The sequence below is a fragment of the Hippea sp. KM1 genome (assembly GCF_000526195.1).
In the GTDB taxonomy this organism is placed as follows: domain Bacteria; phylum Campylobacterota_A; class Desulfurellia; order Desulfurellales; family Hippeaceae; genus Hippea.
This window is the reverse complement of the sequence record NZ_JAFP01000001.1, coordinates 641,335-664,268: the sequence shown is the minus strand read 5'-3', so window position 1 is coordinate 664,268 and position 22,934 is coordinate 641,335. Positions and strand designations below refer to the sequence as shown.

Sequence of the window (22,934 nt, the reverse complement as noted above, 5' to 3'; positions counted from 1 at the left end):
GATAAAAATGTATAATAGCTTGACCGTAAAGGGTAAAAAGTTTTGATTTTTGGTTGGTTATGAGAAGGATAATAGGCAGACTCTCCAAGAAGTCGTTTAAATTCAAGATACTGGCCACATACACCATAGGCCTTATTATCATAGGGATTTTGGGTTATGGGTATTTCTTTGTAAAACAGTACTCACAGATGCAAAAACAGATAGAAAACCAAAGAACCAACCTAATACAGATACACAAGGACATGGCAAGAACAGCCGTTGAGGTGGCTCAAAATATCGTAAGCATAGCGGAAAATCTGGCCATGGAGGGTAAGCTCTCGCTTGAGGATTCAAAGAGCATAGCTCTTGATGGCATAAGCACAATAAAATACGGCAGGGTTGGGTATGTATGGTGCATGACCTATGACGGCACTATGTTGATAGACCCGCCACGGCCAACCATCGAGGGAAAAAACATATTCAAGCTGAAAGGCAACCCGTTTGAGGACCTAAAACGGATGCTTGAAACCCTTAGGATAAAAAACGGCGATTTCATTACATACCGCTGGTATTACCCATCAGACACATCGGGCAGGCTGTATAAAAAGATATCCTATGTTAAAACCATACCATCCCTAAGGTGGATCATAGGCAGTGGATTCTATATAAAAGACATAGACGAGATTATAAGCATATACAGCCAAAAGCAGAAGAAGCTGTTTATAAAGGATGCCATAAAGAGCCTCATACCGGGCATATTCTTTTCCATAATATCGTTTCTGGTTATGTACATTCTCATCTCAAAGATGATGAGATCCGTTGAGGAGATTGCCGATGTATCAAAGAAACTGATAGAGGATGAGGTAAACATCAACATGAAGTTGCCGCTATCCTCCACCGAGGGGCCTGTCGGTAAACTCATATCCAACATAAACAGCTATATCGAAAACACGACCAGGCTTTTGAAGTTCAAGGAGGACATAGACCTATGCGAAAGCGAGGAGGAGATATTCCTGCTTCTTGCAGAGCTTCTAAAGAGGGAGTTCAACATTAAGAACTTCTCCATATACAAGGAGAAGAACTCAAATCTCATACCCGTTGTCAGGGAAGGCACCATAAACTGTCCGTTCACCCAAAAATGCCTAAAGGCCGTAAAGAAAGGCATGACACTAAACGAAACCTGCCCCAACAATCAGGAATACATATGCTATCCCATATTCTCAGGCGAATCACTGATGGGGGCCATCGAGATGGTCTTTGACTCAGACACACCGATAAATACAACGATGAAGAAGGTAATCAACCGATTCATACAGAGCATGGCACACAGCCTAAACATAAAAAGACTAACCCAGAGTCTAAAGGAGCTCTCACTAAAAGACAAGCTAACCGAGCTTTACAACAGGAGGTTCTTAGAAGAGGTAATCCCCACTATACTATCGACGGCCAAAAGGCTCAATACAAAGGTTGCCGTCGTCATGATAGACCTGGATGATTTCAAAAAGATAAACGACTCATACGGACACCTAATAGGCGATGAGGTGTTAAAACATGTGGCAGCCATCTTGAAGAACCACTTTAAGCGGAGTTCTGATCTAATCGTAAGATACGGCGGTGAGGAGTTCCTGATTATTCTTGAAAACATAGAGGAGGAAAACCTCATTCAGCTCCTTAAGGGGTTTAAGGATGAGCTTTCTGCCTCGCCCATCAAGATCAACGGCAACACCATAAACATCACGGCAAGCATAGGGTATGCAATCATACCCGAGGATGCCCAAGACTTCAAAGAGGCTGTCAGATTGGCCGATGAGGCCATGTATGCAGCAAAGAAAGAGGGTAAAAACAGGATAATAAAAGCCAAGAAGGAGGAGTGATTGATGGGAAAAATAGCCCTGATTACGGGTGCCTCAAGCGGCATAGGCAAGGCAACAGCCGAGATATTGGCCAAAAACTCAATAGATCTCATCATTACAGCAAGGAGGCTGGAGAGATTAATAGAGTTAAAGGATGAGCTGCAGGAGAGATACAAGGTAAAGGTGCTGCCCATAAAGCTCGATGTCAGAAACAGGGATGAGGTCATAGAATCGCTTACAAACCTGCCCGATCAGTGGAAGAATGTCGATATATTGATAAACAACGCAGGTTTGAGTAAAGGGCTTGATAGGCTTCAGGATGGAAGGATAGACGATTGGGAGGTCATGATCGACACAAACATCAAGGGGCTTCTGTATGTAACCAGGGCCATACTGCCCTCCATGATAGAAAGAAACAGCGGCACAATCGTAAATATAGCATCAATCGCAGGCCATGAAACATATCCAGGTGGCAATGTATATTGCGCCACAAAGGCGGCCGTTTTGCACCTATCCAAGGCTTTAAGGATGGATGTTTTAGGCACAAACATCCGCATAATCTCCATAGACCCGGGCATGGTTGAGACCGAATTCAGCATCGTAAGGTTTGACGGCGATATAGAGAAGGCAAAGAAGGTCTATGAAAACATAACCCCTCTGACGGCAGAGGATGTGGCCGAAGCCGTATGGTTTGCCGTCTCAAGGCCCTTGCATGTTACGGTTGAGGATATGGTTCTTATGCCAACGCAGCAGGCCAGCGCACTGCTGAATGTCAAGAATTACAAAAGGCTTTAACTCGATACATAAGAGAGGTGATCCAAAAAGTTCGGATACGATGTCAGGATGGAGTGTGTCTCAGTCAACTCTATCGGCACAGAACTAACCGCAGATAAGATAGAAAAGCTCATGGCTATTCTGTGGTCGTTGTGTGTATCGATCAAGGCTGGCCTTATCGGGTGGTTGGGTTTGCCGTAAATATCAAATCCATCCTCAAACTCTTCTGTTTTGACCCCCACCCTTTTTAACCCCTCGCAAATCGACTTTATCCTGTCGCTCTCTTTTTTGCGCAACTCAGCCGCATCCCTTATGCTGCTTATGCCATCGCAAAAGATGGCCAGAATAGACAGAATGGGTATCTCATCTATCAACAGAGGCAGAAGCTCACCGTCTATCTTAAACGGCCTGAGGTTGTTAGAAAACCTAACCACAACATCGCCCATCTTCTCAAGCCCGCTCAAACGCTCGTTTTTTATATCGTAATCCACATTGGCCTCATCAAAAACACTCAAAATGCCGCTCCTTGTCGGATTTAGGCCTACATCCTTCAAGACAAGCTCAAAATCCCTCTTCAGGGCGCCCAAAACCATAAAGAAGGCAGCAGACGATATGTCGGCAGGAACATCTATGGCCAGATCGCCCTCAAGTTGCCTGTTTTTGCCCAACCTCACCGCTAAACCGTCCTCTATCACATCGACACCGAATGCCTTTAACATCGTTTCTGTGTGGTTTCTCGATTTATACGGTTCAACAACCTCAACATCACCGTCAGCATAGAGACCGGCAAGCAGGATAGCGGATTTCACCTGAGCAGAGGCTATACCCATCTTGTGCTTTATACCCTTTAGATTAGAGCCCTTTATGGCAAGTGGCGCCAAGTCGTTATCTCTTGCCATAATCGACGCCCCCATAGCCCTTAAAGGCTTAATAACCCTGCCCATGGGTCTGTTGCGCAGCGAATCATCACCCGTTAAGATGCTTAAAAAGTCCTGTCCGGCCAACAAACCGCTCAAAAGCCTCATGGATGTGCCGGAATTGCCCAGATACAGCACATCATCGGGCTCTTTAAGCCCGTATTTGCCCACACCCACCACCTCGATTCGGCGTGAGCTAACCTCTATCCTTACGCCCATCGACTGCATGGCCTTGATTGTTCTCAATGTATCATCGGAAAACAGGGCGTTGTTGATAACCGTTCTGCCCTCGGCTATAGATGAAAACATCACAGCCCTATGGGATATGGATTTATCAGACGCCACCCTCAACGATTTCATCTTAACCATATACTAACACCCCTGCTTACAAGCTTAGAATCGTTCAGGTAATAGACAAAGGCCCTGCCCTTGAACTTGGATTTATCCGTCCTTCCATGAAACGGGACATCGCTTTTTAGTGCATTGTTAGAAGAGTTGTATGAAACCCTATCGCCTTCAATTACCAGATCCCTCCTTTTAAGAACAACACCGCCAGAGGCATAGATGTCGTTATTGGGATAGACCAAAGCCTCACCTGAGACAATTAAAACAGGCGGCTTTGATGGCCTTATAACCCACAACTTAGGTTTTATGAGTTTTACAACCCCGTTTTTCAGCTTAACCATCCTGTTTGCAACTATGTGGTATTTGCCGTTTTTGCTGAACTTATACACATCAACACCGCTTGCCTTCTCCTTTACATTGAAAGAGACATCAACGGTCTTTATGGTTTCTTTTTGCATAAACCCCACAAACAGGAAAGCCGAGATTCCAAATAGAAGGGATAGGGAAAAATAGCCGCTGAAGAGCGTGAGTTTTTTAAACGATACCATATCCGTCTATCAGCAGGTATTTTTTCATCATCTCTTCCCATATACCTTCCTGCTTCATGATGTATTCCACAATATCCCTAACTGCACCCCTGCCACCGGGAAGCGGCGATATGTAATCGCTCACCTTCTTAACCTCCTGATGGGCATCAGAGGGGCAGGCACTAAAACCGGAAACTATCATGGGCGGTATATCGATTACATCATCCCCGATATAGGCTATCTCGTCGTTGTTGAGGTTGTATTTCCTCTTCAATTCACCATAAGCCGTCATCTTGTTGTGAACATCCTGATAGACATCTTCAACACCCAACTGTTTGGCTCTTATGTTTGTGACCTCAGAATACCTGCCCGATACAATGGCCGTCTTTATGCCGAAGTTGTGGATTATGTGAAATATGTGGCCATCCTTCACATCAAAGAACTTATACTCAACACCGTTATCGTCCAGTATTATCCTTCCGTCGGTCAAAACGCCATCGACATCCATGATTATAAGTCTAATCATTACAATACCCCGGCTTTAAGTATATCGTGCATATGTATAACGCCCTCGATCCTGCCATTAACATTAACAACCACCAAGCTGGTTATGGAATAACCCTCCATGATGTTTGCCGCCTTTGCCGCCAAAGAGAACCTATCTATGGTCTTCGGGTTTCTGCTCATTATATCCTTGGCCTTTATATCAAACAGTTTGCTTTTGTATCTCTCTATCGCCCTTCTTAGATCCCCATCCGTTATAACGCCCACAAGATTACCGCCATCATCGACAACCGTAGTCATGCCCAGTCTCTTGGACGAGATCTCATACACCAGCCTCTCAAAGGACTCATCCAGACCCACCATGGGCACTTCATCGCCCGAATGCATCAAATCCTCAACCCTGACAAGCAATTTCTTGCCTATAGCACCACCGGGGTGGAAGAAGGCAAAATCCTCCTCCTTGAAGTTCCTTTTTACAATAAGACCAGCAGCCAGGGCATCGCCTATAACCAAGGCCACGGTTGTCGATGATGTCGGCACCAGGCTTATCGGTGTGGCCTCAGATTCAACCGAGGCATCCAAAACAACATCGCTCCTTCTTGCAAGCTCTGAGTGTATATTCCCCACAATGGAGATTATCTTTAGGCCAAACCTCTTAAGCATCGGCAAAAGGAACAGCACCTCGGCCGTTGCACCGGAGTTTGAGAGCAATACAGCCACATCATCGCTTCTTATCATACCCAGATCACCGTGGGCTGCCTCTGACGGATGGACAAACATAGAGGGTATGCCTATGCTGGAAAAGGTCGAGGATATCTTCTTCGCCACCAGGCCAGATTTTCCAATACCCGAAAAGATCACCCTGCCCCTGCAGCTATCCAACAGCTCAACGGCTTCAATAAAGGATTCATCTATCCTATTGCTCAATCCCTTTATGCTTTCTGCTTCTATATCAACAGCCCTTTTGATCGCCTCTAAAACACTATTCATTTCTCTTTGTTCTTCTTTACCATCTCCATGAGTTCCTTAAGCAGTTCGTTATCAAACGGCTTCATCTTTGCAGCCTTTGCCAGATAGTCGATGGCTTTGGAGTAATCCCCCATCTTCTCATACACCTTCCCAAGGAGCATATTGGTATTTATGCCCCTGTTTCTGTCCGGTTCTATCTTAGATAGATAGAGGTCATCACCCATGCTCGTCGCCTTTACATTATACAGAGACAGCACATCATACAGATAGTCCAGATCGCCGTCGGCATACATAGCGCTGTTCTGGTATTTCTCAAATATCTCCCTCAATGTATCCTGCTGTTCCTCTGAGGAGAACACATAAACACCGAACATATCCTTTGCCTCAACCAGCCCATCCTCAATAGCATCGATACACATCATGCCAAATTGGGCTATCCTGTTTGACGGATCCTTGGACAAAACCAGCATAAAGAATGTCTTTGCCCTATCAAACCTGTTATTCAAAAAGCTCTCTATACCGTATTGAAGCAACTCCTCTATCTTCTTAGGTTTCACACCCATATTCTAAACTCCTTATCCTCCGGTTTGTAATCCACATCAAACACCTCAACATCCTTAACAACGCTGGCTGCAGGACCCTTCTTTGCGGCATTTATCATGACATTGACCAGCTTATCCTCAGCACACACAACCATCTCAACACTGCCGTCAGGCATGTTCCTGACATAGCCCTTAACACCAAGCATGCCGGCAAGCCTCTTTGCCCAGGCCCTATAGCCCACACCCTGCACAACACCGGTTATTCTCAATCTCTTACAAGGCATTGCATCCTCCATATCAAGCCTTCTTGTCGACATTCACCCCGATGGCATCGGGCAGCTTGCAACTCCTATTCAAGATACCGCAAAGCACCTCATAATCCTGCAACAGACATCTATTTGTCAACTTATTGCAGATTCTAACCTTCCATTTACCGTCCATCTTAATTAAATTAATCGAAAATCTATCCCCATCAAGGCCAAAGTATTCACAAAACGCATCCTTGAATGCATCTTTGGCCTTCTTGGGCTTCTTCTTTTTAAAGAAACCCTGCCTGCTATTCTGGCCTCCCTCCTTCTTAAAGCCATCGATCCTGTCGATTCGAGGCGGGCTTTGAACCCTATAGGTATATAAAGAGTCATCATCCATTACTTGCCGTTTGAGAAATACCTCAAAAACTTACCTATGTATTTAGGTATCTCCTTCCTATCCACAATAACATCAATAAAGCCCTTCTCAAGCAAAAACTCAGACCTCTGAAAGCCCTCAGGCAGACCGTGTCCTATGGTCTGCTCAATAACCCTCGGGCCTGCAAACCCTATTAATGCGTTGGGCTCTGCTATAATCACATCGCCCAACATGGCAAAACTTGCAGCCACACCGCCGGTTGTTGGGTCTGTTAAAACCGATATATAGGGCAGGCCCTTATCCGCCAAAAGACTCAAGGCGGCTGCTGTTCTTTCCATCTGCATCAAAGACAAGATTCCTTCCTGCATCCTTGCCCCACCAGATGCACTGATTATAACAAGCCCAACCTTTAGCCTTATGGCCTTCTCTATCGCCCTGACGATCTTCTCACCCGTTGCATAACCCATAGAGCCGCCCAAGAAGGAAAAATCCATAACGCTTAAGACGCAGGGTTGACCGTCTATGGTGCATGTGCCGTTTATAACGGCCTCCTTAGAGCCTGTTTTCTGAATGGCCTCCTTTAGCCTATTCTTATAAGGCTTAAGATCCGTAAAGTTCAACGGGTCTTTTGTCGATATGCGGCTGTCAAACTCCTTAAAGCTCCCCTCATCCACCGTCATCTCTATCCTGTCTTTGGCCGAAACCCTGAAGTAAGAGCCACACCTGGGGCAGATCCAGAAGTTCTGCTTAACCTCATCTATATAGAATGTCTCATTGCATTTTTTACACTGAATCCACTTCTTCTCTTCCTTCTTGGACTTCTTCCTCTTAAAAAACACCATCTTTACACCCCTTTTGAGTAAACCAGCATTCCCCTGTAAAATGTTTTAACAATCTCACCCTTAAGCTTCTTACCGTGATAGGGCGTATTCTTGCCCTTGGATACGAATTTATTCCTATCAACCACCCATTCCTTGTTCTTATCAATTAACACGATATTGGCAAACCCACCCTCATTGAGCGTGCCTGCATCAAGATGGAAGATTCGAGCAGGCTTAACAGTCATCAATGCTATGGCATCTGAAAGACCTATGATGCCGGCCTCGACAAGGTATGTATTGACCACGGCAAAGGCCGTCTCAAAGCCGCTTATACCAAATGCCGCATTCTGCATGGTGCATCGCTTGGAATCCTCATCGTGGGGCGCATGGTCTGTGGCTATAGCATCAACAAGACCTAAGGAGAAGGCGCCGTGTATAGCCTCCACATCCTCCTTGCTCCTGAGTGGGGGATTAACCTTGGCAAATGTGTTATACCCCCTGATCTCCTCATCGGTCAACGATAGATGGTGTGGCGTGACCTCGAATGTAATCCTGTCGCTGTCCATCTTGGCCTTCTTTAGCACATCAATCGACTCCCTTGTGCTAACATGGCATATGTGTAGTTGGGCATTGGTGCTTTTTGCTATCTCCACATCCCTTGCTATGATGGATGATTCAGATACATTGGGTATACCCTTAAGCCCCAATTCAAATGCGGGCTTGCCGTCGTTTACAACCCCATCACCCGATATATTCAGATCCTCCTCATGCAGCGTAAGGGGGACATTCAAATCCTCAGCGTATATCAGAGCCTTCCTCAAAACCTCACCGTTCATAACGGGTCTACCGTCGTCGGAAAACGCCACACAGCCTGCCTCTTTTAGGCTCATCATGTCGCTTAATTCTTCGCCCTTCTCGCCCTTTGTTATCGTGCCTATCGGATAAACATCGCATATGCCAACGGCGGCTGCCTTCGATTTTATATACTCCACCGTCTGGATATTGTCTATTGTCGGATTCGTGTTGGGCATGCAGCAGATGGTGGTAAAGCCACCCTTAACGGCAGCCCTCATGCCCGTCTCTATGGTCTCCTTATGTGTAAAACCCGGATCCCTCAAATGGGCGTGTATGTCCACAAAACCGGGGGCCACTATCAATCCTGTGGCATCCACCTCTTCATCTATACTAACCCCTCCAACATCGCCTACCGTTTCTATAACACCGTCAACAATCGAGACATCGGCAAAACCCTCAAACTCGTTTGACGGTGCTATAACATAACCGTTCCTTATAACCGTTCTCATAACTCCTCCAATTTAGAAGCAAGTATCTCATTAACAATCTTGGGATTGGCCTTGCCCTTGGTTTTTTTCATTACCTGTCCGACAAAGAAGCCAATCGTATTCTTTTTACCACCCTTATACTGCTCAACGGCCTTTGGATTGGCCTTAATAACCTCATCCACAATGGCCTCAATCTGCGCCTTATCGGTTATCTGAACAAGCCCCTCCTCCTCAACGATCTGTTTGGGCTTTTTGCCGGATTCATACATCTTAGCAAAGACGGTCTTCGCTATCTTGCCGCTTATGGTGCCGCTATCCACAAGCTCAACAAGCTCTCTTATGTGGGATGGCTTTATCAATGTCTCATCTATGGTTTTGTTGTCTTTATTTAGATAACCCAAAAGTTCTGACAATATCCAGTTCGCTATGGCCTGAGGGTTTTTATAGCCCTTCGAAGCCTCCTCAAAGTAATCGGCCAAGGCCTTCTCCTCAACCAAAACCCTCGCATCGTCCTCTTTCAATCCGTATTCTTTAACAAAACGCTCAAGCTTCTGCCTGGGAAGCTCAGGCACTTCATTTTTTATCCTCTCTATCCACTCATCGTCTATTAAGATAGGCACAAGGTCTGGATCCGGGAAGTACCTGTATTCATAGGCCTCTTCCTTACTCCTCATGGGCTTTGTTATGCCACTCTTTTCATCCCACAATCGGGTTTCTTGAATTACCTTGCCACCGTCTTCTATAACCTCTATCTGGCGTTGTATCTCATACTCTAAGGCCTTCTCCACATGCCTAAACGAATTCATATTCTTAAGCTCCGTCTTTGTCCCAAGCCTCGTCTCACCCTTGGGCCTAACGGAGACATTCGCATCACACCTCAAGGAGCCCTCCTCCATGTTGCCGTCGCATATACCCAAATACCTGACGATCCTGCGCAGGGAGCGCAGATACTCCCCGGCCTCTTTTGGTGAATGCATAACGGGCAGCGAGACTATCTCAAGCAGTGGAACGCCTGCTCTGTTGAAATCCACATAACTGCCATCCGGCCTGTGGATGGTCTTTCCTGCATCCTCTTCCATGTGTATGCGCTCAAGCCCTATCTTTTTATACTCACCATCCACGAATATCTCAACATAACCGCCCTCCAATATGGGCAGTTCATACTGTGATATCTGATATCCCTTGGGCAGGTCTGGATAGAAGTAATTTTTTCTTGCAAAACGGGAAAATCTATTTATCTTGCAATCCAGGGCCAGACCCAATTTTATAGCATAGTCCACAACCCTCTTGTTCAAAACGGGCAGAACACCCGGTGCACCCATGCAAACAGGGCATATATGCGTATTGGGCGGGGCTCCAAAATCCGTTGAACAGCTGCAGAATATCTTGGTATTTGTCAGAAGCTGTATGTGAACCTCCAAACCTATTACGGCCTCAAACTCCATCTCTTCCTCCACCTACTGGATTGATTGCAAAGAAACCCTCATCCAAGAAATCCCCATCTATCAAAACACGATTGCCCTTTAAGCTTATTCTATCCTCGCACAACAACTTAACGGCCAGCGGATATATCTTATGCTCGCTCTTCAATATCCTGTCCGAGAGGCTATCCTCGGTATCATTATCAAACACAGGGACAACGGATTGGATTATTATGGGCCCTGAATCGAGCTCTTTTGTAACAAAATGAACCGTCGCACCGGCAAACCTCACGCCGGCCTCAAGCGCCTGCCTCTGGGCATGCAAACCCTTAAACGACGGCAAGAGTGCAGGGTGTATATTTAGGATCTTACCCTCAAAGCTATCTATGAAACAGTCAGAAAGTATCCTCATATACCCTGCCAGAATAACATAATCCACATTATAGCTTCTCAATATCTCGACCAACTTTCTATCGTATTCATCCCTTGAAAGCCCTTCGGGGTTTACAAACAGGGCATCTATGTGGGCCTCTTTGGCCTTCTCAAGACCCCTTGCGTTGGCTTTATTGCTTAAGACAACAACGATCTTTCCGTTTTTTATATAACCCGATTCTATAGCTTTCAGTATGGATTCAAAGTTTGACCCCCTGCCAGATAGCAACACTCCAAGCCTATACAATTTCCACCCCTTTAACATCTTTTGTTGTGTATCCGATCCTATAGGCATCTATACCCAACCCTGAAGAGGCAGATACAACCCCATCAACATCGGATTCATTGCAAATTATAACAAAACCGACACCCATGTTAAATGTCCTAAACATCTCCCTATCGCTAATTTTACCCAAATTTTTAACAAACTCAAATATCTCAACCTCAGGAAGAGCCTTTTTCTCTATAACAACACCAATACCCTCAGGCAAGATGCGTGGTATGTTATCGTAAAAACCGCCGCCTGTTATATGGGATGCAGCCACGACCCACGGCCTTATCTTCTCAAAGAGCTCGACATATATCCTGGTCGGCTTAAGCAACCACTCGACCAGTGGTTTATTCAAAATCATGCTGTCTAAGCTGTATCGGCCTATATCAAAAAACAGTTTCCTCAAAAGCGAATAACCGTTTGAATGAAAACCGCTCGATGCAAAACCAATCACCACCATGCCCTCTTTTGTCTGCTTTGGCAAAAGCTCATCCTTCTTGCCCACACCAACACAGAAACCCGCAATATCGTATTCACCATCCCCATAGACATCGGGCATCTGCGCCGTTTCACCGCCTATTAAAGCCGTATTGGACTGCCTCAACCCCTCAACTATACCCTCTATTATCTTCTCAAGCACACCATCCTCAAGCTTGCTGTATGATATGTAATCCAAAAAGAATACAGGCTTTGTTCCGCCGGTAATTATATCGTTCACATTCATGGCAACCAGATCTATACCGACGGTGTTGTGAATACCAGCCATCTGGGCAACCAAAAGCTTCGTTCCAACGCCATCTGTGGCAGAGGAAAGAACCAGATCGCACCCAAATCTATCTAACCCAAAAAGCGCTGAAAAACCGCCGATGGAAGAGATAACCCCGTCTTTGGGTAAAACCTCGACCATTTCCTTTATGGCTTCTGCAAATCTGTTGCCCTTGTCTATATCCACACCGGCAGATCTATAGTCTATCACATTGCTCTCCTTTTTATTAAGATTGGCACAAGCTTCTCATAGCTAACAACGATTATACCCAAAAGCGGAACAGAGAGTATAACACCCCACACACCTAAAAGCTTTCCAAAAAACAGAATGGAAAGCAGGACGGCTAAAGGGTCTAACTCTAACTGTTTTGAATAGATGTAAGGTGCTATAATATTGCCGCTGATAAAGTGTATAAACAACAAGACGGCCAACACCTCAATGGCCATAATGATGCTGTGGTGAACGACCAACGCCACAAGAATAGGCGGTATAAAGCTAAAAATCGCACCCAAATAGGGGATTATGTAAAGCACACCACCCAACACACCAAAAAGCAGGGCATAATCTATGCCCACCACATAAAGCCCTGCAATACCCAGAGCAGACACCACCACCATGAGTATTACAAGACCCACGATATAGCTTATAATGACATTGTGTATATCCTGAAACACAGAAAGGTAATCCTCTCCCAAAACGGTCAATATGATGCTTTTAATCACAAGCTTATACTTCTGCCTGTAAATAATCATAAAGAAGGAGAGTATAGGGATAAGGAACATAGCCATAAGTCCTGAGACGCCCTTGATGAGGCCCGTTAGAGAATTCACGGCAAAATCAATGAGGTATTTTTTAACAGAATCGGTGGCGGAGGCCAATAAGTGGTTGATTATGCTGTTGTTGGAAAACTTGATCGACATATAGCTGTAAATCCTATTTATAAAATCCTGAATCCCCTCGATGAGTGCGGGAAGCTGTTTTTCTATCCCGGAGATCTGATTGATAAGGGCAGGCACGGTTATGGTCAAAACAAACACCGTGCCGCCCATGATAATACTCAAAACAAAAAGCCCACTCATCCAGCGGGGGATTTTAAACTTAAGCAACATATTCTCAAATGGGTATGATATCTCTGCAACAAGATAGGACAGAAAGACAACAATGGTTACAAAGGTGAGCTTAAAGAACAAAAGATAAACACCGCCTATAAGGAACAAAAGGAATATGAAATACTCAAACAGGCCGGAATGGTTGGTCGTATTCAACTATTCCACCCCTGTATTTACCTCATCCAACTTCGCCCTTATCTGTCTTAGCTTCTCCCTTTCTTCTTCTATCATCCTCTTGGCCTCTTCTATCGCATCCTCAATGGCCTGCTTCTTTTGCTGAATAATATCACCGGCCTTACCGACCAGATCACTGCCAAGTTGCCCAAACGATGTGTTTAAGAATGAAACCTTCTCCAATAGCTCCTCTTTTGCGCCCTCTAACTTTGATAGCTGCTCATTGATTGAGGATAGCTTATCCGTCAGCGAGGATAGCTTATCTGAATCGATCTTTTTGAATACAAAATACAAACCCACTGCAGCAGAACCCAAAACGCCCAACATTAAAATCTTTTTCATCTATCTATCCTCCCTCTTTATTAGTTTTGAGGTAAATTTGGAGATGCCCACCAAAAACGCATAAACATCGTCAAGCTTCTCCTCGAGGGCTGAAACCCTGCCGAATATATAGTTTGTGTGATTCTCAACCCTCTTTTTGGTGCTAACAACCAAATCGCTGACCTCATTAACGGTCTCCTTGGTCTTGTCCATCACCTCAAAACTCGTCTGCTTGGCCTTATCCATGACCTCCGTGGTGGTCTCTTTGGTCTTATCCATCACCTCAACACCGGTTTCTTTGGCCTTCTCAACCAACACCTTCACATCCTCAGCCAGGGTCTGGGCTATCTCCATCATAACCTCTGCCTTGTAGAGCATCTGATCGGCTTTGGACTGATAGGGCTCAATCTGCTTCTTGATCTCCTCCACTCTTTTCTTCATGTCGGAATAGAGCTTAATTAAAACAATGATGCCGATCAGACCACCCAATGCAAGACCCGCATAAACCAAAGCAATAACCGCCAGTGAAATGGAAGCTAAATCCATTTTCAAAAACCTCCTAACTCTAAAGTTTTCTTCCAAATAATTTGGAAACTATCTCGCTGGCCGTCTCCTCGACGGATCGGTTTGTAACATCCACAACAAGCCATTGCGGATGCTGCCTAAAGATAGAGTTTGCATACTCAACCTCCTCGTATATCCTGCTCAATGAGGCATACGAGGAGTTGGATAGTCCCAATTTCTTTGCCCTCTGCTTTCTGATCTCATACAGCCTCATCGGGTCGATGGTTAAACCCACGATCTTCTTCTGATCAACCTTAAACAGGGCATCGGGTAATTTTTCACCCTTTACTATAGCAAAATTGGCAACCTTATATCCACCCTCCTGGGCCAGATAGATGCTCAAAGGTGTTTTGGATGTTCTGGATAGGCCCACCAATATTATATCGGCATCGTCCAGATTGCGACTGCTCCTGTTATCGTCGTGCTCAACGGTATATTCAATGGCCTTGATCTTTTCAAAATAGCGATCGCTAATCCTGTGCAGAAGGCCTGAAACATTCCTTGCCTTTTGGCCGAAGAACTCCTCAAACTTACTGATGTAATAACCAAACAGATCCAGCACTATCAGATTAATCTGGCCAAACCTATCGTTTGCATAGTCCCTTAAGTCCTTATCGGCTATAGTCAGAATAACCAAAGGCCTCTCATCCTCGGCCTTTCTAACAATCTCGTCTATCTTTTCCTTATCCCTTACCTCAATAAATTTCCTCTCAACTATATTGGGGTATTTAAACTGAACCAAGAAGGCCCGGGCTATCTTTGTTGCAGTCTCACCCGTGCCATCGGATATAAGATAGATATACTTCGGTTCTGCCTCCATTCAACACCTCAAACGCCAAGTTTCAACAGATTATACACAGAAACACTCACCCAGAAAAGGATAAAAATAACAACAGATAAAATCGGATCGACCATAGAATACCTGCCCATCGACGATATCAACTCCAGGCTGCCCACATAAACCAGAAAGACTATACTGCCCAAAAAGACATTCCTTATAAAACCGCCCCTTCGGGGGCTTGTTCTTAAGATAAACACAAAAGATAGCAGGGTTAGGATAACACATGAAAGGGGGTATACGATCCTGTGTATAATCAAGGCCGTATAATAATCCTTATCCAGCGTATGGTTTAAGGAATACACAAGCTCAGAAAACGATGGCTCTTTAAACTTCGATGAGGAGAACATCGAATAGAAGCTCTTGCTTGTCTTTATCTTAAAATCCTTAAAGCATTTTGGGTTTGAAAAATTGGGCATGGAATAGAGACAACCGTCAAACAAAACCACTTCCTTGGGTTTAAAAACCGCCTCATGCGCCTTTACAATCACCTCAACCCCTTTAAAATCCTTATCAACCCTGTATGCAGTTATATCATAGGCCTTCCTATCCCTGACGGAGAGCTTATTGACCCTTACAAAGAAGTTGCCGATTTTTGTCCATCCCCTTTTGAAGCGCTTGTTTTTAAAATAGTAATGCCTGATAAACGAGGCCTTCTCAAGCCCCTTATTCACAACAAGCTCCTTACCGAAAAACATAACAACGGCAACAATCAAGGAAAAGAGCAAAACGGGCTTTGCTATCCTTAATATGCTCAGGCCGCTTGAGCGCATGACTATTATCTCGTTCTTTGAGGATAGATAGCCCAAGCTTACCAACGAAGAGAGCGCAAATATAAAAGGCATGCTGAAGTAAACAACAAAGGGGGAATAGTAAAGGTAGTAGTTGATTATGTATCTAAACGGCACATCGTTTCCAACTATATCAGACAGATTTGAGAAAAAATCACTTAATACAAACAATAACACAAAGAATGCAATGGAGATAAAGAATGTCTTAAGAAAGAAAACCGATATGTATCTATGAATCTTTTTCATATTCGTCTGCTATCTGCCAATGTTGTAATACGGCGGGGATTATACTCTCAAACTCATCCAACGACAACATAACAGCGGCATCGGATAGGGCCTTTTCAGGCTGCGGATGAACCTCAAAAAACAGACCATCCACACCCACACTGGCTGCGGCAAAGGCCAGCCAGGATGCATATTCCTTCGTCCCTAAGCTTTTACCTGCCACACTGGGCATCTGCATGGAGTGGGTCGCATCGTATATAACAGCATCGGCAAATTCCTTCATTATCCTCAAGCTCCTAAAATCCACCACCAAGTTGTTGTATCCAAAGGTTGCACCCCTCTCTGTCAGCCACACATCAACATCGGATGACGATTTGGCCTTCGCTGTAGCATATTTCATATCCCACGGTGCCATAAACTGGCCCTTTTTGATGTTTACCGTTTTGTTTGTCCTTGCAGCCTCAACAATCATATCGGTTTGGCGGCACAGGAATGCAGGAATCTGTATAACATCAACAACCTCGGCAACAACCTCAGCCTGAGACGGTATGTGTATATCCGTCGTCAGCCTAAAACCAAACTCCTCCTTTACCCTTGAAAGGATCCTAAGACCCTCATCTATACCCGGCCCTCTGAAGGAATCGATAGATGTTCTGTTGGCCTTATCAAAGGACGATTTAAAGATTATCTCGATATTATACTTTTCACTTATCCCCTTTAGCCTTTCGGCCGTCTGAAGAACTATCGTCTCATTTTCTATAACACACGGCCCTGCAATAAAGAAATGCCTCATGGCTTCCATAATACATAACCTAAAGCAAATCGTAAAGCTGTTTTATGTTTTTATAATCCAAAGCCGAGACCACAAAAAAACCGCCCTCTTTCAGGCGATTTACCACATCCACTTCACCCTCAAACAGCCTCAGTTTTCCAGAGAGATCCACCTCAGACACCAAAACGGTCCTCTCCTCAAACGACCTTTTCTTAAAAGAGGAAAAAATCGCCCCCACAACCGCTGCATCCAAAAGCGTTGAGGTTATTCTCAATCCGCCCGTAATATTTAGATAGACATCGTATTTATACATGGGCAGGTTAAGCCTCTTCTCAATAACGGCAATAAGCATATTCAACCTGTTTATATCAAAACCCACGCTTATCCTGCGTGGAATAGCAAGCGGCGTTTCTATGCAAAGTGCTTGGACCTCAACGATTATGGGGTGTTTACCCTCCACGATAACACCATAGCAAACACCGTCGTTTGAGCCAAACCCATCGATAAACTTGGTCGTCGGATCCTCAACGACAACAAGCCCCTTATCCGTCATCTTCAATATCAAGGCCTCATCCGTTGAACCAAAACGGTTCTTTAAAAACTTCAACACCCTCAGGCCGCTTTTTGATTCAACCTCAAGCAGCAGCACGCTATCAACCATATGCTCCAAGGTCTTCGGGCCTGCAATGGCGCCGGATTTGGTTATATGCGCCACTATAAAGAGGGTTATGTTGCTTCTTTTTGCAATATCTATAAGCCTCTCTGTGGCATATCTGACCTGCTGAATACCCCCCACAACATAATCCACATTCTCATCAAATACGGCATGTATCGAATCTACAATGGCCACAGCGGGTTTTTCATTCTCAAGAAGACCCAAAATGGCCTCAAGCCTATTGGATGAGAACACCTCCACATCAAGGGCCCCTATCCTCTTGCCCCGTGATGCCACCTGCTCCTTGGACTCCTCAGCCGATATATACAACACCCTGCCGCTTTTGCTTAAATCCCTTGACAGCTGCAGAAGCATGGTGGATTTACCCACACCGGGGGTTCCAGAGATCAAATAAACCCCACCCAGGGAGAGCTTACCATCAAACAGGGCGGAAAACTCACTATCAAAGGGCAAAAAGCTCTCGTTGTGGTCAATCTCCTTTATCTTTAAAGGTTTATCATAACAGACTGCCCCTTTAGCTTGCGGGCTTTTCTCCTCAAAGGTTCCCCATTCTCCACACTTGGGGCATCTGCCATACCACTTGTTTGAGGTATAACCGCAGTTCGAACAGACATATACAGTTGTTTTCTTAGACATACGGTAATTTTAGATTAAACCGATTCAGCTGTCAAAAACTCAAGCGACCTTTACAACCACAACTTTTTTTCCTAAACTATGGATATGTGGACTAAAGGATATAATCGATTAAAACTTGTTGATGAAACACTCAAAAAAGCATATTATTCCACATATGGAAAAGGCAGGGGACTTTACTCCCTCAGCGGGGGTGGCTTATGATTTATGATTTCTCCTTTCAAAGCCGATTTACAAAGATAAAGAGATACGAGATAGCCGCAAGGAAGATACTGGGCGTTAGTGAGGATGATCCCGACTGGATCATAAGGAACAACTATCTGAAACTGGCTAAAAAATACCATCCCGATGTTAATAAGAACACAGAAGAGCTATTCAGAGACATCAACACCGCATACATGATACTAACGAAAAAGGACTTCGATGTTGAGAATGTCAAGTTCTTAACCATAACAGAAGAAGAATTAGACGATTGGGAGAGGGAATATTCCATTGAAAGGGAAACATCCGATTATTACTCTTACTGGAAAAACAGATTCTTTTAAGGAGGCTTGATGATGATAAGGGTTGCCATGCCCATTGAAGGTGATAATCTGTGCGAGCATTTCGGCCATGCGCCCAAGTTTGCTTTTTTCGATATAGAGAACGGCAAGGTCGAACTTATGCAGATTGAGCCAGCCCCCGAACACTTTGAGGGGTCTTTTCCTCAATGGGTCAAACAGAAAAATGCCGATGTTGTTATAGTGGCCGGTATAGGCCCGAAGGCAAAGGAGTTGTTTGAAAGCTTTGGCATCAGGGTTATCAGTAATGTAAGACCCAAGAAGGCCAAGGAGTTGGTGGAGGATTTTATCGCAAACAGGCTGGATCTATCCTATCAAGAGGTGTGCGATCACCACGAACACAACCATTAATTTAACCAAGGAGGGGTTATGAAGATTACAATTAGTGCAAAAAACACGGAGCTTACGCCTTCGATTAAGGAGTATGTGGAAAAGAAAATCGGAAGGCTTCAGAGGAAGATAGATGGCTCGGCAACAGCCGATGTGGTATTGAGCGTGGAGAAATACAGACATATAGCCGATGTAAAGCTAAATATAGAGGGCGAGATCATCAAGGCCACAGAGTCATCGAAGGATATGTACTCATCCATCGATCTGGTGTATGAGGTGTTGGAAAAACAGATAGAGAAGATGAAGGATAAGCTTTACAAGTCCAAAAGGAGGGCATCCCAGGCTGAGCAGTATGCACCCCAGGAGAGCGAGAGGGAGCCTGTCATTGTTGAGGAGGAGTTTATACCCAAACCACTAACGGTGGAAGAGGCCATAATAAAACTCAACGAGGAGGATAAGCACTTCGTTGTATTTAACAACTCAGAAAACGGTAAGGTATGTGTGGTGTATAAAAAGAAAAACGGCGATTATGGATACATAGTTACACGATGAAGGAAAATAGAATTACCGATTTCATCAATACAGTAAAGCTAAACATCAACTGCCATGAGAAGTTTGAATGCCTAAAGAAGATGGCAGAATACTTGGCAAAGGAAAACAACCTAAACAGTGAGGATGTCTTTTCCCTTTTAAGGGCAAGGGAGAGGTTTGGCTCAACGGCCGTAGGGGGGTATTTTGCCCTCCCTCACGCCAAGATGGATTCATTAAGCAAGCTCATAGGTGGCCTATTTACCACCGAGGAACCCGTCGATTTTGGTTCTTTAGACGGCGTTCCTTCACAGATATTCCTGGTGGTTTTAGCGCCAAGCTCCAAACCGTCTATACTGCTTAAGGCCTTAGCAAAGGCGGCAAAGATATTTAAGGATAACCGCCTAAAAGAAGAGATAATAGCAGAAAAAGAGGCAGAGAGGGTTATAGAGTTAATCAAGAATAGAGAAGAAGAGCTAAAGAAGGCATAAAGTGGAAATCGTCTTTATTAGCGGGCTGTCTGGATCTGGCAAAACTACCGCTTTGAAGGCGTTTGAGGATAACGGATACTTCTGTATCGATAATCTGCCGCTGGCGCTGTTTAAAAAATTCATAGACATACTGGAGCTTTCAAAAAGCCAGATAAACAGGATAGCCACGGTTTGCGACATAAGGGATCCAAACATCACAAAAGACTTAAGGCTCATAAAGGAGTGGCTTGACCATTCAAAGATCAAACACACAATAATCTTCTTCGAGGCCGACGAGAAAACGCTAATAAGGCGATTTGAGCAGACACGCAGAATCCATCCGTTGAGCCTTCTTAAGAATATACCGCTGCACAAGGCCATAGAGGAAGAAAGAAGGGCTATGGAGCCTGTAAAATCCCTGGCCGATTTTATAATCGACACAAGTCAGTTGAATGTCAACGAACTTAAAAGGGTCATTCGTGAAAGGTTCCTAAAGCTGGACAAAAAACCCATTATACAACTCATATCCTTCGGTTTTAAATACGGCATACCGATAGAATCGGACAATGTATTCGATGTCAGGTTCCTGCCAAATCCATACTTCATAGAGGAGTTTAAGGATACAACGGGCAAGGATAAAAAGACCTATGAGTTTGTGATGAACCAGGCACAGACAAAGGAGTTTTTAAGCTATATAAAGGAGTTTCTCAAGACCTTCATACCGTATTACATAAAGGAAGGCAAGAGCTATCTGACCATATCTATAGGGTGCACGGGCGGAAAGCACAGATCGGTGGCCATTGTTGAGCATTTGAGAAACTTTTTAATGGATAAGGGTTTTGAGATAGAGGTTTTTCATAGAGACATAGAAAAATGAGGTATTCAAGATGAAGCATTTTATATCCATTAAGGACTTTACCAGGGAGGATGTAGAATTAATCCTAAAAAGGGCCTTGAAGTTTAAAGAAAGCAGGCTGTATGAGGGCAAGCTTAAAGGGAAAACCATAATCACCCTGTTTTTTGAAAACAGCACAAGGACACGCACATCGTTTGAGATAGCAGCAAAGAACATGGGCGGTGAGGTGATAAACATAGACCATAACCAATCGAGCCTAAAAAAGGGGGAAACCGATTACGACACCATAATCAACCTTTCAGCAATGAGGCCCGATGCCTTTGTTATACGCCATTACCATTCGGGATACCCATTTTTTTTGAGCCATTTTACCAACATCCCCATCATCAACGCCGGTGATGGAACCAACGAACACCCATCCCAGGCCATATTGGATGCCCTAACGATGTTGCAGGCAAAGGGAAGGCTCAACAACCTCAATGTGTGCATCATAGGTGATATATCAAACAGCAGGGTGGCAAAAAGCCACATGTGGATGGCGCGGTTGTTTGACTGGAATTTGAGCTTCTTCGGCCCAAAAACAATGCTGCCCAAGGCCGAATGGCTGGACAATGTAAAAATCGAAAAGAGCCTAAACGAAGCGCTATCAAACAAGGACTTCATAATACTTTTAAGGATACAGTTAGAAAGAAAGAGCGGCCAGAGCATACCGTCTCTTAAGGAATACTCTAAATTTTTCGGCATAAACGAGAAAAACATGCCAGATAGCTTTATCATGCATCCAGGGCCTGTAAACAGGAATGTGGAGCTAAGCTCCTCTTTGCTTGATTCCGACGGAAATATCTTGATTACCAGACAGGTTGAGAATGGCGTCTTTGCAAGAATGGCCATTTTCGAGTACTGTCTGTTTTAGGAGTAAAAACAATGAAGCCTCAAAAGGAAGACAGGATAGCACTATATAGATTTTTGGGTATCTGCTTTACATACCCGCAGGAGAACTTTTCAGAGATAATACACAAAGCCATAGAGATGGCAAAACAACCATACAGGAACCTTCATGATCACGGATACAAAATAACAGGCATCAGGAACCTAAAACACGGGCTGGATGAGTTAAGCAAACTGACGCTTAACGAATGGCAAGGCATATACACGGGTCTTTTTATTGCAAACTATCCCAAGACCCCACTGCACCCCTATGAGTCGTTTTACAAAGACGGACTTGTGGGCGGCGAGGTATCGGATCAACTCAACGAGATATACAAAAGCTGCGGTCTTGAGATATTCGACGAGAGGGAGTTTCCGGACTATTTGACATTCGAGCTGGAGTTTGGTGCATTTCTGCTTGAGAACGAAGAGAACTGCAAACCCATTTTCGCGCAGTTCTTCTTTGACCATCTGTTTGAATGGATCTTCTCGTTCTTTGATGATTTAACAAATACAAAGGAAGCACCGCTATTCTACAAAAGCTTAGCTCAAATAGGGAACTCGTTTCTAACAAAGGAGCAAAAGGTATTAAAGGAGCTTCTGAATGAAAACTAAGGGCTATATACAGGTCTATACGGGCAACGGCAAGGGCAAGACCACAGCAGCCATAGGATTGGCTGTAAGGGCTGCCGGTGCAGGCTATAGGGTGCTATTTGTTCAGTTTGTTAAGGGGCAGGATTACAGCGAGCATAAGGCCCTGAGGGTTTTTGAAAACATAACCCTAAAGCGATTTGGAAGGCCCGGTTTTATACACTCAACGCCCTCAAAGGAGGATATAGAGGCCGCCAAAGAGGGATACAACTTCGTTCTTGATGCCCTAAGGAGTAAGGATTACGATGTTGTTATACTGGATGAGGCCAATATAGCCGTATTCTTCAACCTCTTCAGCGAGGATGACCTGCTCAAGCTGATGGATGAAAAACCGGACAACACCGAGCTTGTAATAACCGGCAGGTATGCAACAGAAAGGGTGATCGAAAAAGCGGATCTGGTCACCGAGATGAAGGAGATAAAGCATTACTATAAAAAGGGAATACAGGCAAGAGAGGGAATCGAAAAGTAAGGGTCT

Annotated in this window: 29 protein-coding genes; 10 read left to right on the top strand and 19 right to left on the bottom strand. The window is 44.5% G+C overall.

Going from position 1 to position 22,934, the window contains the following annotated elements:
* Window positions 1–59 precede the first annotated feature (59 nt).
* Both D891_RS0103395 and D891_RS0103390 read left to right on the top strand, forming a co-directional pair.
* Complete coding sequence (locus tag D891_RS0103395; RefSeq protein ID WP_025209628.1) at window positions 60–1,853, top strand: diguanylate cyclase; 1,794 nt, start codon at window positions 60–62, stop codon at window positions 1,851–1,853.
* Between the two features lie 3 nt (window positions 1,854–1,856).
* Window positions 1,857–2,627, top strand: a complete 771-nt coding sequence (locus D891_RS0103390) for an SDR family oxidoreductase (RefSeq protein WP_025209627.1) — start codon at window positions 1,857–1,859, stop codon at window positions 2,625–2,627.
* Here D891_RS0103390 and aroA read toward each other — a convergent pair.
* From aroA to D891_RS0103295, 19 genes are read right to left on the bottom strand one after another with little or no spacing between them, the layout of a single operon-like run.
* Entirely contained in the window at window positions 2,624–3,892 is a 1,269-nt protein-coding gene (gene aroA, locus D891_RS0103385) for a 3-phosphoshikimate 1-carboxyvinyltransferase (RefSeq protein WP_025209626.1), read from the bottom strand. The genes D891_RS0103390 and aroA overlap by 4 nt on opposite strands.
* Entirely contained in the window at window positions 3,880–4,416 is a 537-nt protein-coding gene (lptC, locus tag D891_RS0103380) for an LPS export ABC transporter periplasmic protein LptC (protein WP_025209625.1), read from the bottom strand. Before lptC ends, aroA begins: the two co-directional genes overlap by 13 nt.
* Window positions 4,403–4,921 carry a KdsC family phosphatase gene (locus D891_RS0103375; protein WP_025209624.1) on the bottom strand — a complete coding sequence of 173 codons (519 nt, stop codon included), beginning with the start codon at window positions 4,919–4,921 and terminating at the stop codon, window positions 4,403–4,405. Before D891_RS0103375 ends, lptC begins: the two co-directional genes overlap by 14 nt.
* Complete coding sequence (locus D891_RS0103370) at window positions 4,921–5,889, bottom strand: KpsF/GutQ family sugar-phosphate isomerase (RefSeq protein WP_025209623.1); 969 nt, start codon at window positions 5,887–5,889, stop codon at window positions 4,921–4,923. Before D891_RS0103370 ends, D891_RS0103375 begins: the two co-directional genes overlap by 1 nt.
* Window positions 5,886–6,431, bottom strand: coding sequence for a tetratricopeptide repeat protein (locus D891_RS0103365; protein WP_025209622.1), 546 nt, complete (start codon window positions 6,429–6,431; stop codon window positions 5,886–5,888). The genes D891_RS0103370 and D891_RS0103365 overlap by 4 nt, the downstream gene beginning before the upstream one ends.
* Window positions 6,422–6,694: an acylphosphatase gene (locus tag D891_RS0103360; protein ID WP_025209621.1), complete on the bottom strand. Its 273-nt coding sequence runs from the start codon at window positions 6,692–6,694 to the stop codon at window positions 6,422–6,424. The genes D891_RS0103365 and D891_RS0103360 overlap by 10 nt, the downstream gene beginning before the upstream one ends.
* A 13-nt stretch (window positions 6,695–6,707) precedes the next feature.
* Window positions 6,708–7,058: a hypothetical protein gene (locus D891_RS0103355; protein WP_025209620.1), complete on the bottom strand. Its 351-nt coding sequence runs from the start codon at window positions 7,056–7,058 to the stop codon at window positions 6,708–6,710.
* The gene (gene accD, locus D891_RS0103350; RefSeq protein ID WP_025209619.1) at window positions 7,058–7,879 is read right to left on the bottom strand and encodes an acetyl-CoA carboxylase, carboxyltransferase subunit beta; all 822 of its coding nucleotides are present in this window, start codon (window positions 7,877–7,879) and stop codon (window positions 7,058–7,060) included. The genes D891_RS0103355 and accD overlap by 1 nt, the downstream gene beginning before the upstream one ends.
* Window positions 7,880–7,881: 2 nt before the next feature.
* Window positions 7,882–9,162, bottom strand: coding sequence for a dihydroorotase (locus tag D891_RS0103345; protein WP_025209618.1), 1,281 nt, complete (start codon window positions 9,160–9,162; stop codon window positions 7,882–7,884).
* Window positions 9,159–10,586, bottom strand: a complete 1,428-nt coding sequence (gene gatB, locus D891_RS0103340) for an Asp-tRNA(Asn)/Glu-tRNA(Gln) amidotransferase subunit GatB (protein ID WP_025209617.1) — start codon at window positions 10,584–10,586, stop codon at window positions 9,159–9,161. Before gatB ends, D891_RS0103345 begins: the two co-directional genes overlap by 4 nt.
* Complete coding sequence (purN, locus tag D891_RS0103335; protein WP_025209616.1) at window positions 10,576–11,241, bottom strand: phosphoribosylglycinamide formyltransferase; 666 nt, start codon at window positions 11,239–11,241, stop codon at window positions 10,576–10,578. The genes gatB and purN overlap by 11 nt, the downstream gene beginning before the upstream one ends.
* Entirely contained in the window at window positions 11,234–12,241 is a 1,008-nt protein-coding gene (gene purM, locus D891_RS0103330) for a phosphoribosylformylglycinamidine cyclo-ligase (protein WP_051453552.1), read from the bottom strand. The genes purN and purM overlap by 8 nt, the downstream gene beginning before the upstream one ends.
* Entirely contained in the window at window positions 12,238–13,296 is a 1,059-nt protein-coding gene (locus D891_RS0103325; protein WP_025209614.1) for an AI-2E family transporter, read from the bottom strand. Before D891_RS0103325 ends, purM begins: the two co-directional genes overlap by 4 nt.
* Window positions 13,297–13,656: a hypothetical protein gene (locus D891_RS0103320; RefSeq protein ID WP_025209613.1), complete on the bottom strand. Its 360-nt coding sequence runs from the start codon at window positions 13,654–13,656 to the stop codon at window positions 13,297–13,299.
* On the bottom strand, window positions 13,657–14,181 hold the full coding sequence (locus tag D891_RS0103315; RefSeq protein WP_025209612.1) for a DUF948 domain-containing protein: 525 nt from the start codon (window positions 14,179–14,181) through the stop codon (window positions 13,657–13,659).
* Window positions 14,182–14,200: 19 nt separating this feature from the next.
* Window positions 14,201–15,019 (bottom strand): pyruvate, water dikinase regulatory protein, encoded by an 819-nt coding sequence (locus D891_RS0103310; RefSeq protein ID WP_025209611.1) that lies wholly within the window; start codon window positions 15,017–15,019, stop codon window positions 14,201–14,203.
* 8 nt (window positions 15,020–15,027) lie between these two features.
* Window positions 15,028–16,074 carry an LptF/LptG family permease gene (locus tag D891_RS0103305; RefSeq protein WP_025209610.1) on the bottom strand — a complete coding sequence of 349 codons (1,047 nt, stop codon included), beginning with the start codon at window positions 16,072–16,074 and terminating at the stop codon, window positions 15,028–15,030.
* Window positions 16,058–16,846, bottom strand: coding sequence for a 3-deoxy-8-phosphooctulonate synthase (gene kdsA / locus D891_RS0103300; protein WP_025209609.1), 789 nt, complete (start codon window positions 16,844–16,846; stop codon window positions 16,058–16,060). Before kdsA ends, D891_RS0103305 begins: the two co-directional genes overlap by 17 nt.
* A gap of 19 nt (window positions 16,847–16,865) precedes the next feature.
* Window positions 16,866–18,137 (bottom strand): ATPase domain-containing protein, encoded by a 1,272-nt coding sequence (locus tag D891_RS0103295; protein ID WP_025209608.1) that lies wholly within the window; start codon window positions 18,135–18,137, stop codon window positions 16,866–16,868.
* 197 nt (window positions 18,138–18,334) lie between these two features.
* On the opposite strand from D891_RS0103295, the gene D891_RS0103290 reads away from it, so the two are divergent.
* The 8 genes from D891_RS0103290 to cobO are packed head-to-tail and all read left to right on the top strand — an operon-like array spanning window position 18,335 to window position 22,928.
* A complete protein-coding gene (locus tag D891_RS0103290; RefSeq protein WP_025209607.1) occupies window positions 18,335–18,679 on the top strand; it encodes a J domain-containing protein in 345 nt (114 codons plus the stop codon).
* A gap of 9 nt (window positions 18,680–18,688) precedes the next feature.
* On the top strand, window positions 18,689–19,045 hold the full coding sequence (locus D891_RS0103285) for a NifB/NifX family molybdenum-iron cluster-binding protein (RefSeq protein WP_084042300.1): 357 nt from the start codon (window positions 18,689–18,691) through the stop codon (window positions 19,043–19,045).
* Window positions 19,046–19,063: 18 nt separating this feature from the next.
* Entirely contained in the window at window positions 19,064–19,576 is a 513-nt protein-coding gene (gene hpf / locus D891_RS0103280) for a ribosome hibernation-promoting factor, HPF/YfiA family (RefSeq protein ID WP_025209605.1), read from the top strand.
* Window positions 19,573–20,043, top strand: a complete 471-nt coding sequence (locus D891_RS0103275) for a PTS sugar transporter subunit IIA (RefSeq protein WP_025209604.1) — start codon at window positions 19,573–19,575, stop codon at window positions 20,041–20,043. Before hpf ends, D891_RS0103275 begins: the two co-directional genes overlap by 4 nt.
* 1 nt (window position 20,044) lies before the next feature.
* Window positions 20,045–20,899: an RNase adapter RapZ gene (gene rapZ, locus D891_RS0103270; RefSeq protein ID WP_025209603.1), complete on the top strand. Its 855-nt coding sequence runs from the start codon at window positions 20,045–20,047 to the stop codon at window positions 20,897–20,899.
* Window positions 20,900–20,909: 10 nt separating this feature from the next.
* Complete coding sequence (locus D891_RS0103265; protein ID WP_025209602.1) at window positions 20,910–21,791, top strand: aspartate carbamoyltransferase catalytic subunit; 882 nt, start codon at window positions 20,910–20,912, stop codon at window positions 21,789–21,791.
* Window positions 21,792–21,802: 11 nt separating this feature from the next.
* On the top strand, window positions 21,803–22,420 hold the full coding sequence (locus D891_RS09430) for a TorD/DmsD family molecular chaperone (protein WP_025209601.1): 618 nt from the start codon (window positions 21,803–21,805) through the stop codon (window positions 22,418–22,420).
* A complete protein-coding gene (gene cobO, locus D891_RS0103255) occupies window positions 22,410–22,928 on the top strand; it encodes a cob(I)yrinic acid a,c-diamide adenosyltransferase (RefSeq protein WP_025209600.1) in 519 nt (172 codons plus the stop codon). The genes D891_RS09430 and cobO overlap by 11 nt, the downstream gene beginning before the upstream one ends.
* Window positions 22,929–22,934 lie beyond the last annotated feature (6 nt).

Coding starts and splice junctions, on each gene's coding strand:
- D891_RS0103360 (WP_025209621.1), bottom strand. CDS start 6,694: ATGCCTTGTAAGAGATTGAGAATAACCGGTGTTGTGCAGGGTGTGGGC.
- hpf (WP_025209605.1), top strand. CDS start 19,064: ATGAAGATTACAATTAGTGCAAAAAACACGGAGCTTACGCCTTCGATT.
- D891_RS0103365 (WP_025209622.1), bottom strand. CDS start 6,431: ATGGGTGTGAAACCTAAGAAGATAGAGGAGTTGCTTCAATACGGTATA.
- D891_RS0103265 (WP_025209602.1), top strand. CDS start 20,910: ATGAAGCATTTTATATCCATTAAGGACTTTACCAGGGAGGATGTAGAA.
- D891_RS0103310 (WP_025209611.1), bottom strand. CDS start 15,019: ATGGAGGCAGAACCGAAGTATATCTATCTTATATCCGATGGCACGGGT.
- gatB (WP_025209617.1), bottom strand. CDS start 10,586: ATGGAGTTTGAGGCCGTAATAGGTTTGGAGGTTCACATACAGCTTCTG.
- kdsA (WP_025209609.1), bottom strand. CDS start 16,846: ATGAGGCATTTCTTTATTGCAGGGCCGTGTGTTATAGAAAATGAGACG.
- D891_RS0103295 (WP_025209608.1), bottom strand. CDS start 18,137: ATGTCTAAGAAAACAACTGTATATGTCTGTTCGAACTGCGGTTATACC.
- D891_RS0103390 (WP_025209627.1), top strand. CDS start 1,857: ATGGGAAAAATAGCCCTGATTACGGGTGCCTCAAGCGGCATAGGCAAG.
- cobO (WP_025209600.1), top strand. CDS start 22,410: ATGAAAACTAAGGGCTATATACAGGTCTATACGGGCAACGGCAAGGGC.
- D891_RS0103375 (WP_025209624.1), bottom strand. CDS start 4,921: ATGATTAGACTTATAATCATGGATGTCGATGGCGTTTTGACCGACGGA.
- accD (WP_025209619.1), bottom strand. CDS start 7,879: ATGGTGTTTTTTAAGAGGAAGAAGTCCAAGAAGGAAGAGAAGAAGTGG.
- D891_RS09430 (WP_025209601.1), top strand. CDS start 21,803: ATGAAGCCTCAAAAGGAAGACAGGATAGCACTATATAGATTTTTGGGT.
- D891_RS0103395 (WP_025209628.1), top strand. CDS start 60: ATGAGAAGGATAATAGGCAGACTCTCCAAGAAGTCGTTTAAATTCAAG.
- aroA (WP_025209626.1), bottom strand. CDS start 3,892: ATGGTTAAGATGAAATCGTTGAGGGTGGCGTCTGATAAATCCATATCC.
- D891_RS0103355 (WP_025209620.1), bottom strand. CDS start 7,058: ATGGATGATGACTCTTTATATACCTATAGGGTTCAAAGCCCGCCTCGA.
- D891_RS0103315 (WP_025209612.1), bottom strand. CDS start 14,181: ATGGATTTAGCTTCCATTTCACTGGCGGTTATTGCTTTGGTTTATGCG.
- lptC (WP_025209625.1), bottom strand. CDS start 4,416: ATGGTATCGTTTAAAAAACTCACGCTCTTCAGCGGCTATTTTTCCCTA.
- D891_RS0103290 (WP_025209607.1), top strand. CDS start 18,335: ATGATTTATGATTTCTCCTTTCAAAGCCGATTTACAAAGATAAAGAGA.
- D891_RS0103370 (WP_025209623.1), bottom strand. CDS start 5,889: ATGAATAGTGTTTTAGAGGCGATCAAAAGGGCTGTTGATATAGAAGCA.
- D891_RS0103345 (WP_025209618.1), bottom strand. CDS start 9,162: ATGAGAACGGTTATAAGGAACGGTTATGTTATAGCACCGTCAAACGAG.
- D891_RS0103320 (WP_025209613.1), bottom strand. CDS start 13,656: ATGAAAAAGATTTTAATGTTGGGCGTTTTGGGTTCTGCTGCAGTGGGT.
- D891_RS0103275 (WP_025209604.1), top strand. CDS start 19,573: ATGAAGGAAAATAGAATTACCGATTTCATCAATACAGTAAAGCTAAAC.
- D891_RS0103305 (WP_025209610.1), bottom strand. CDS start 16,074: ATGAAAAAGATTCATAGATACATATCGGTTTTCTTTCTTAAGACATTC.
- D891_RS0103285 (WP_084042300.1), top strand. CDS start 18,689: ATGATGATAAGGGTTGCCATGCCCATTGAAGGTGATAATCTGTGCGAG.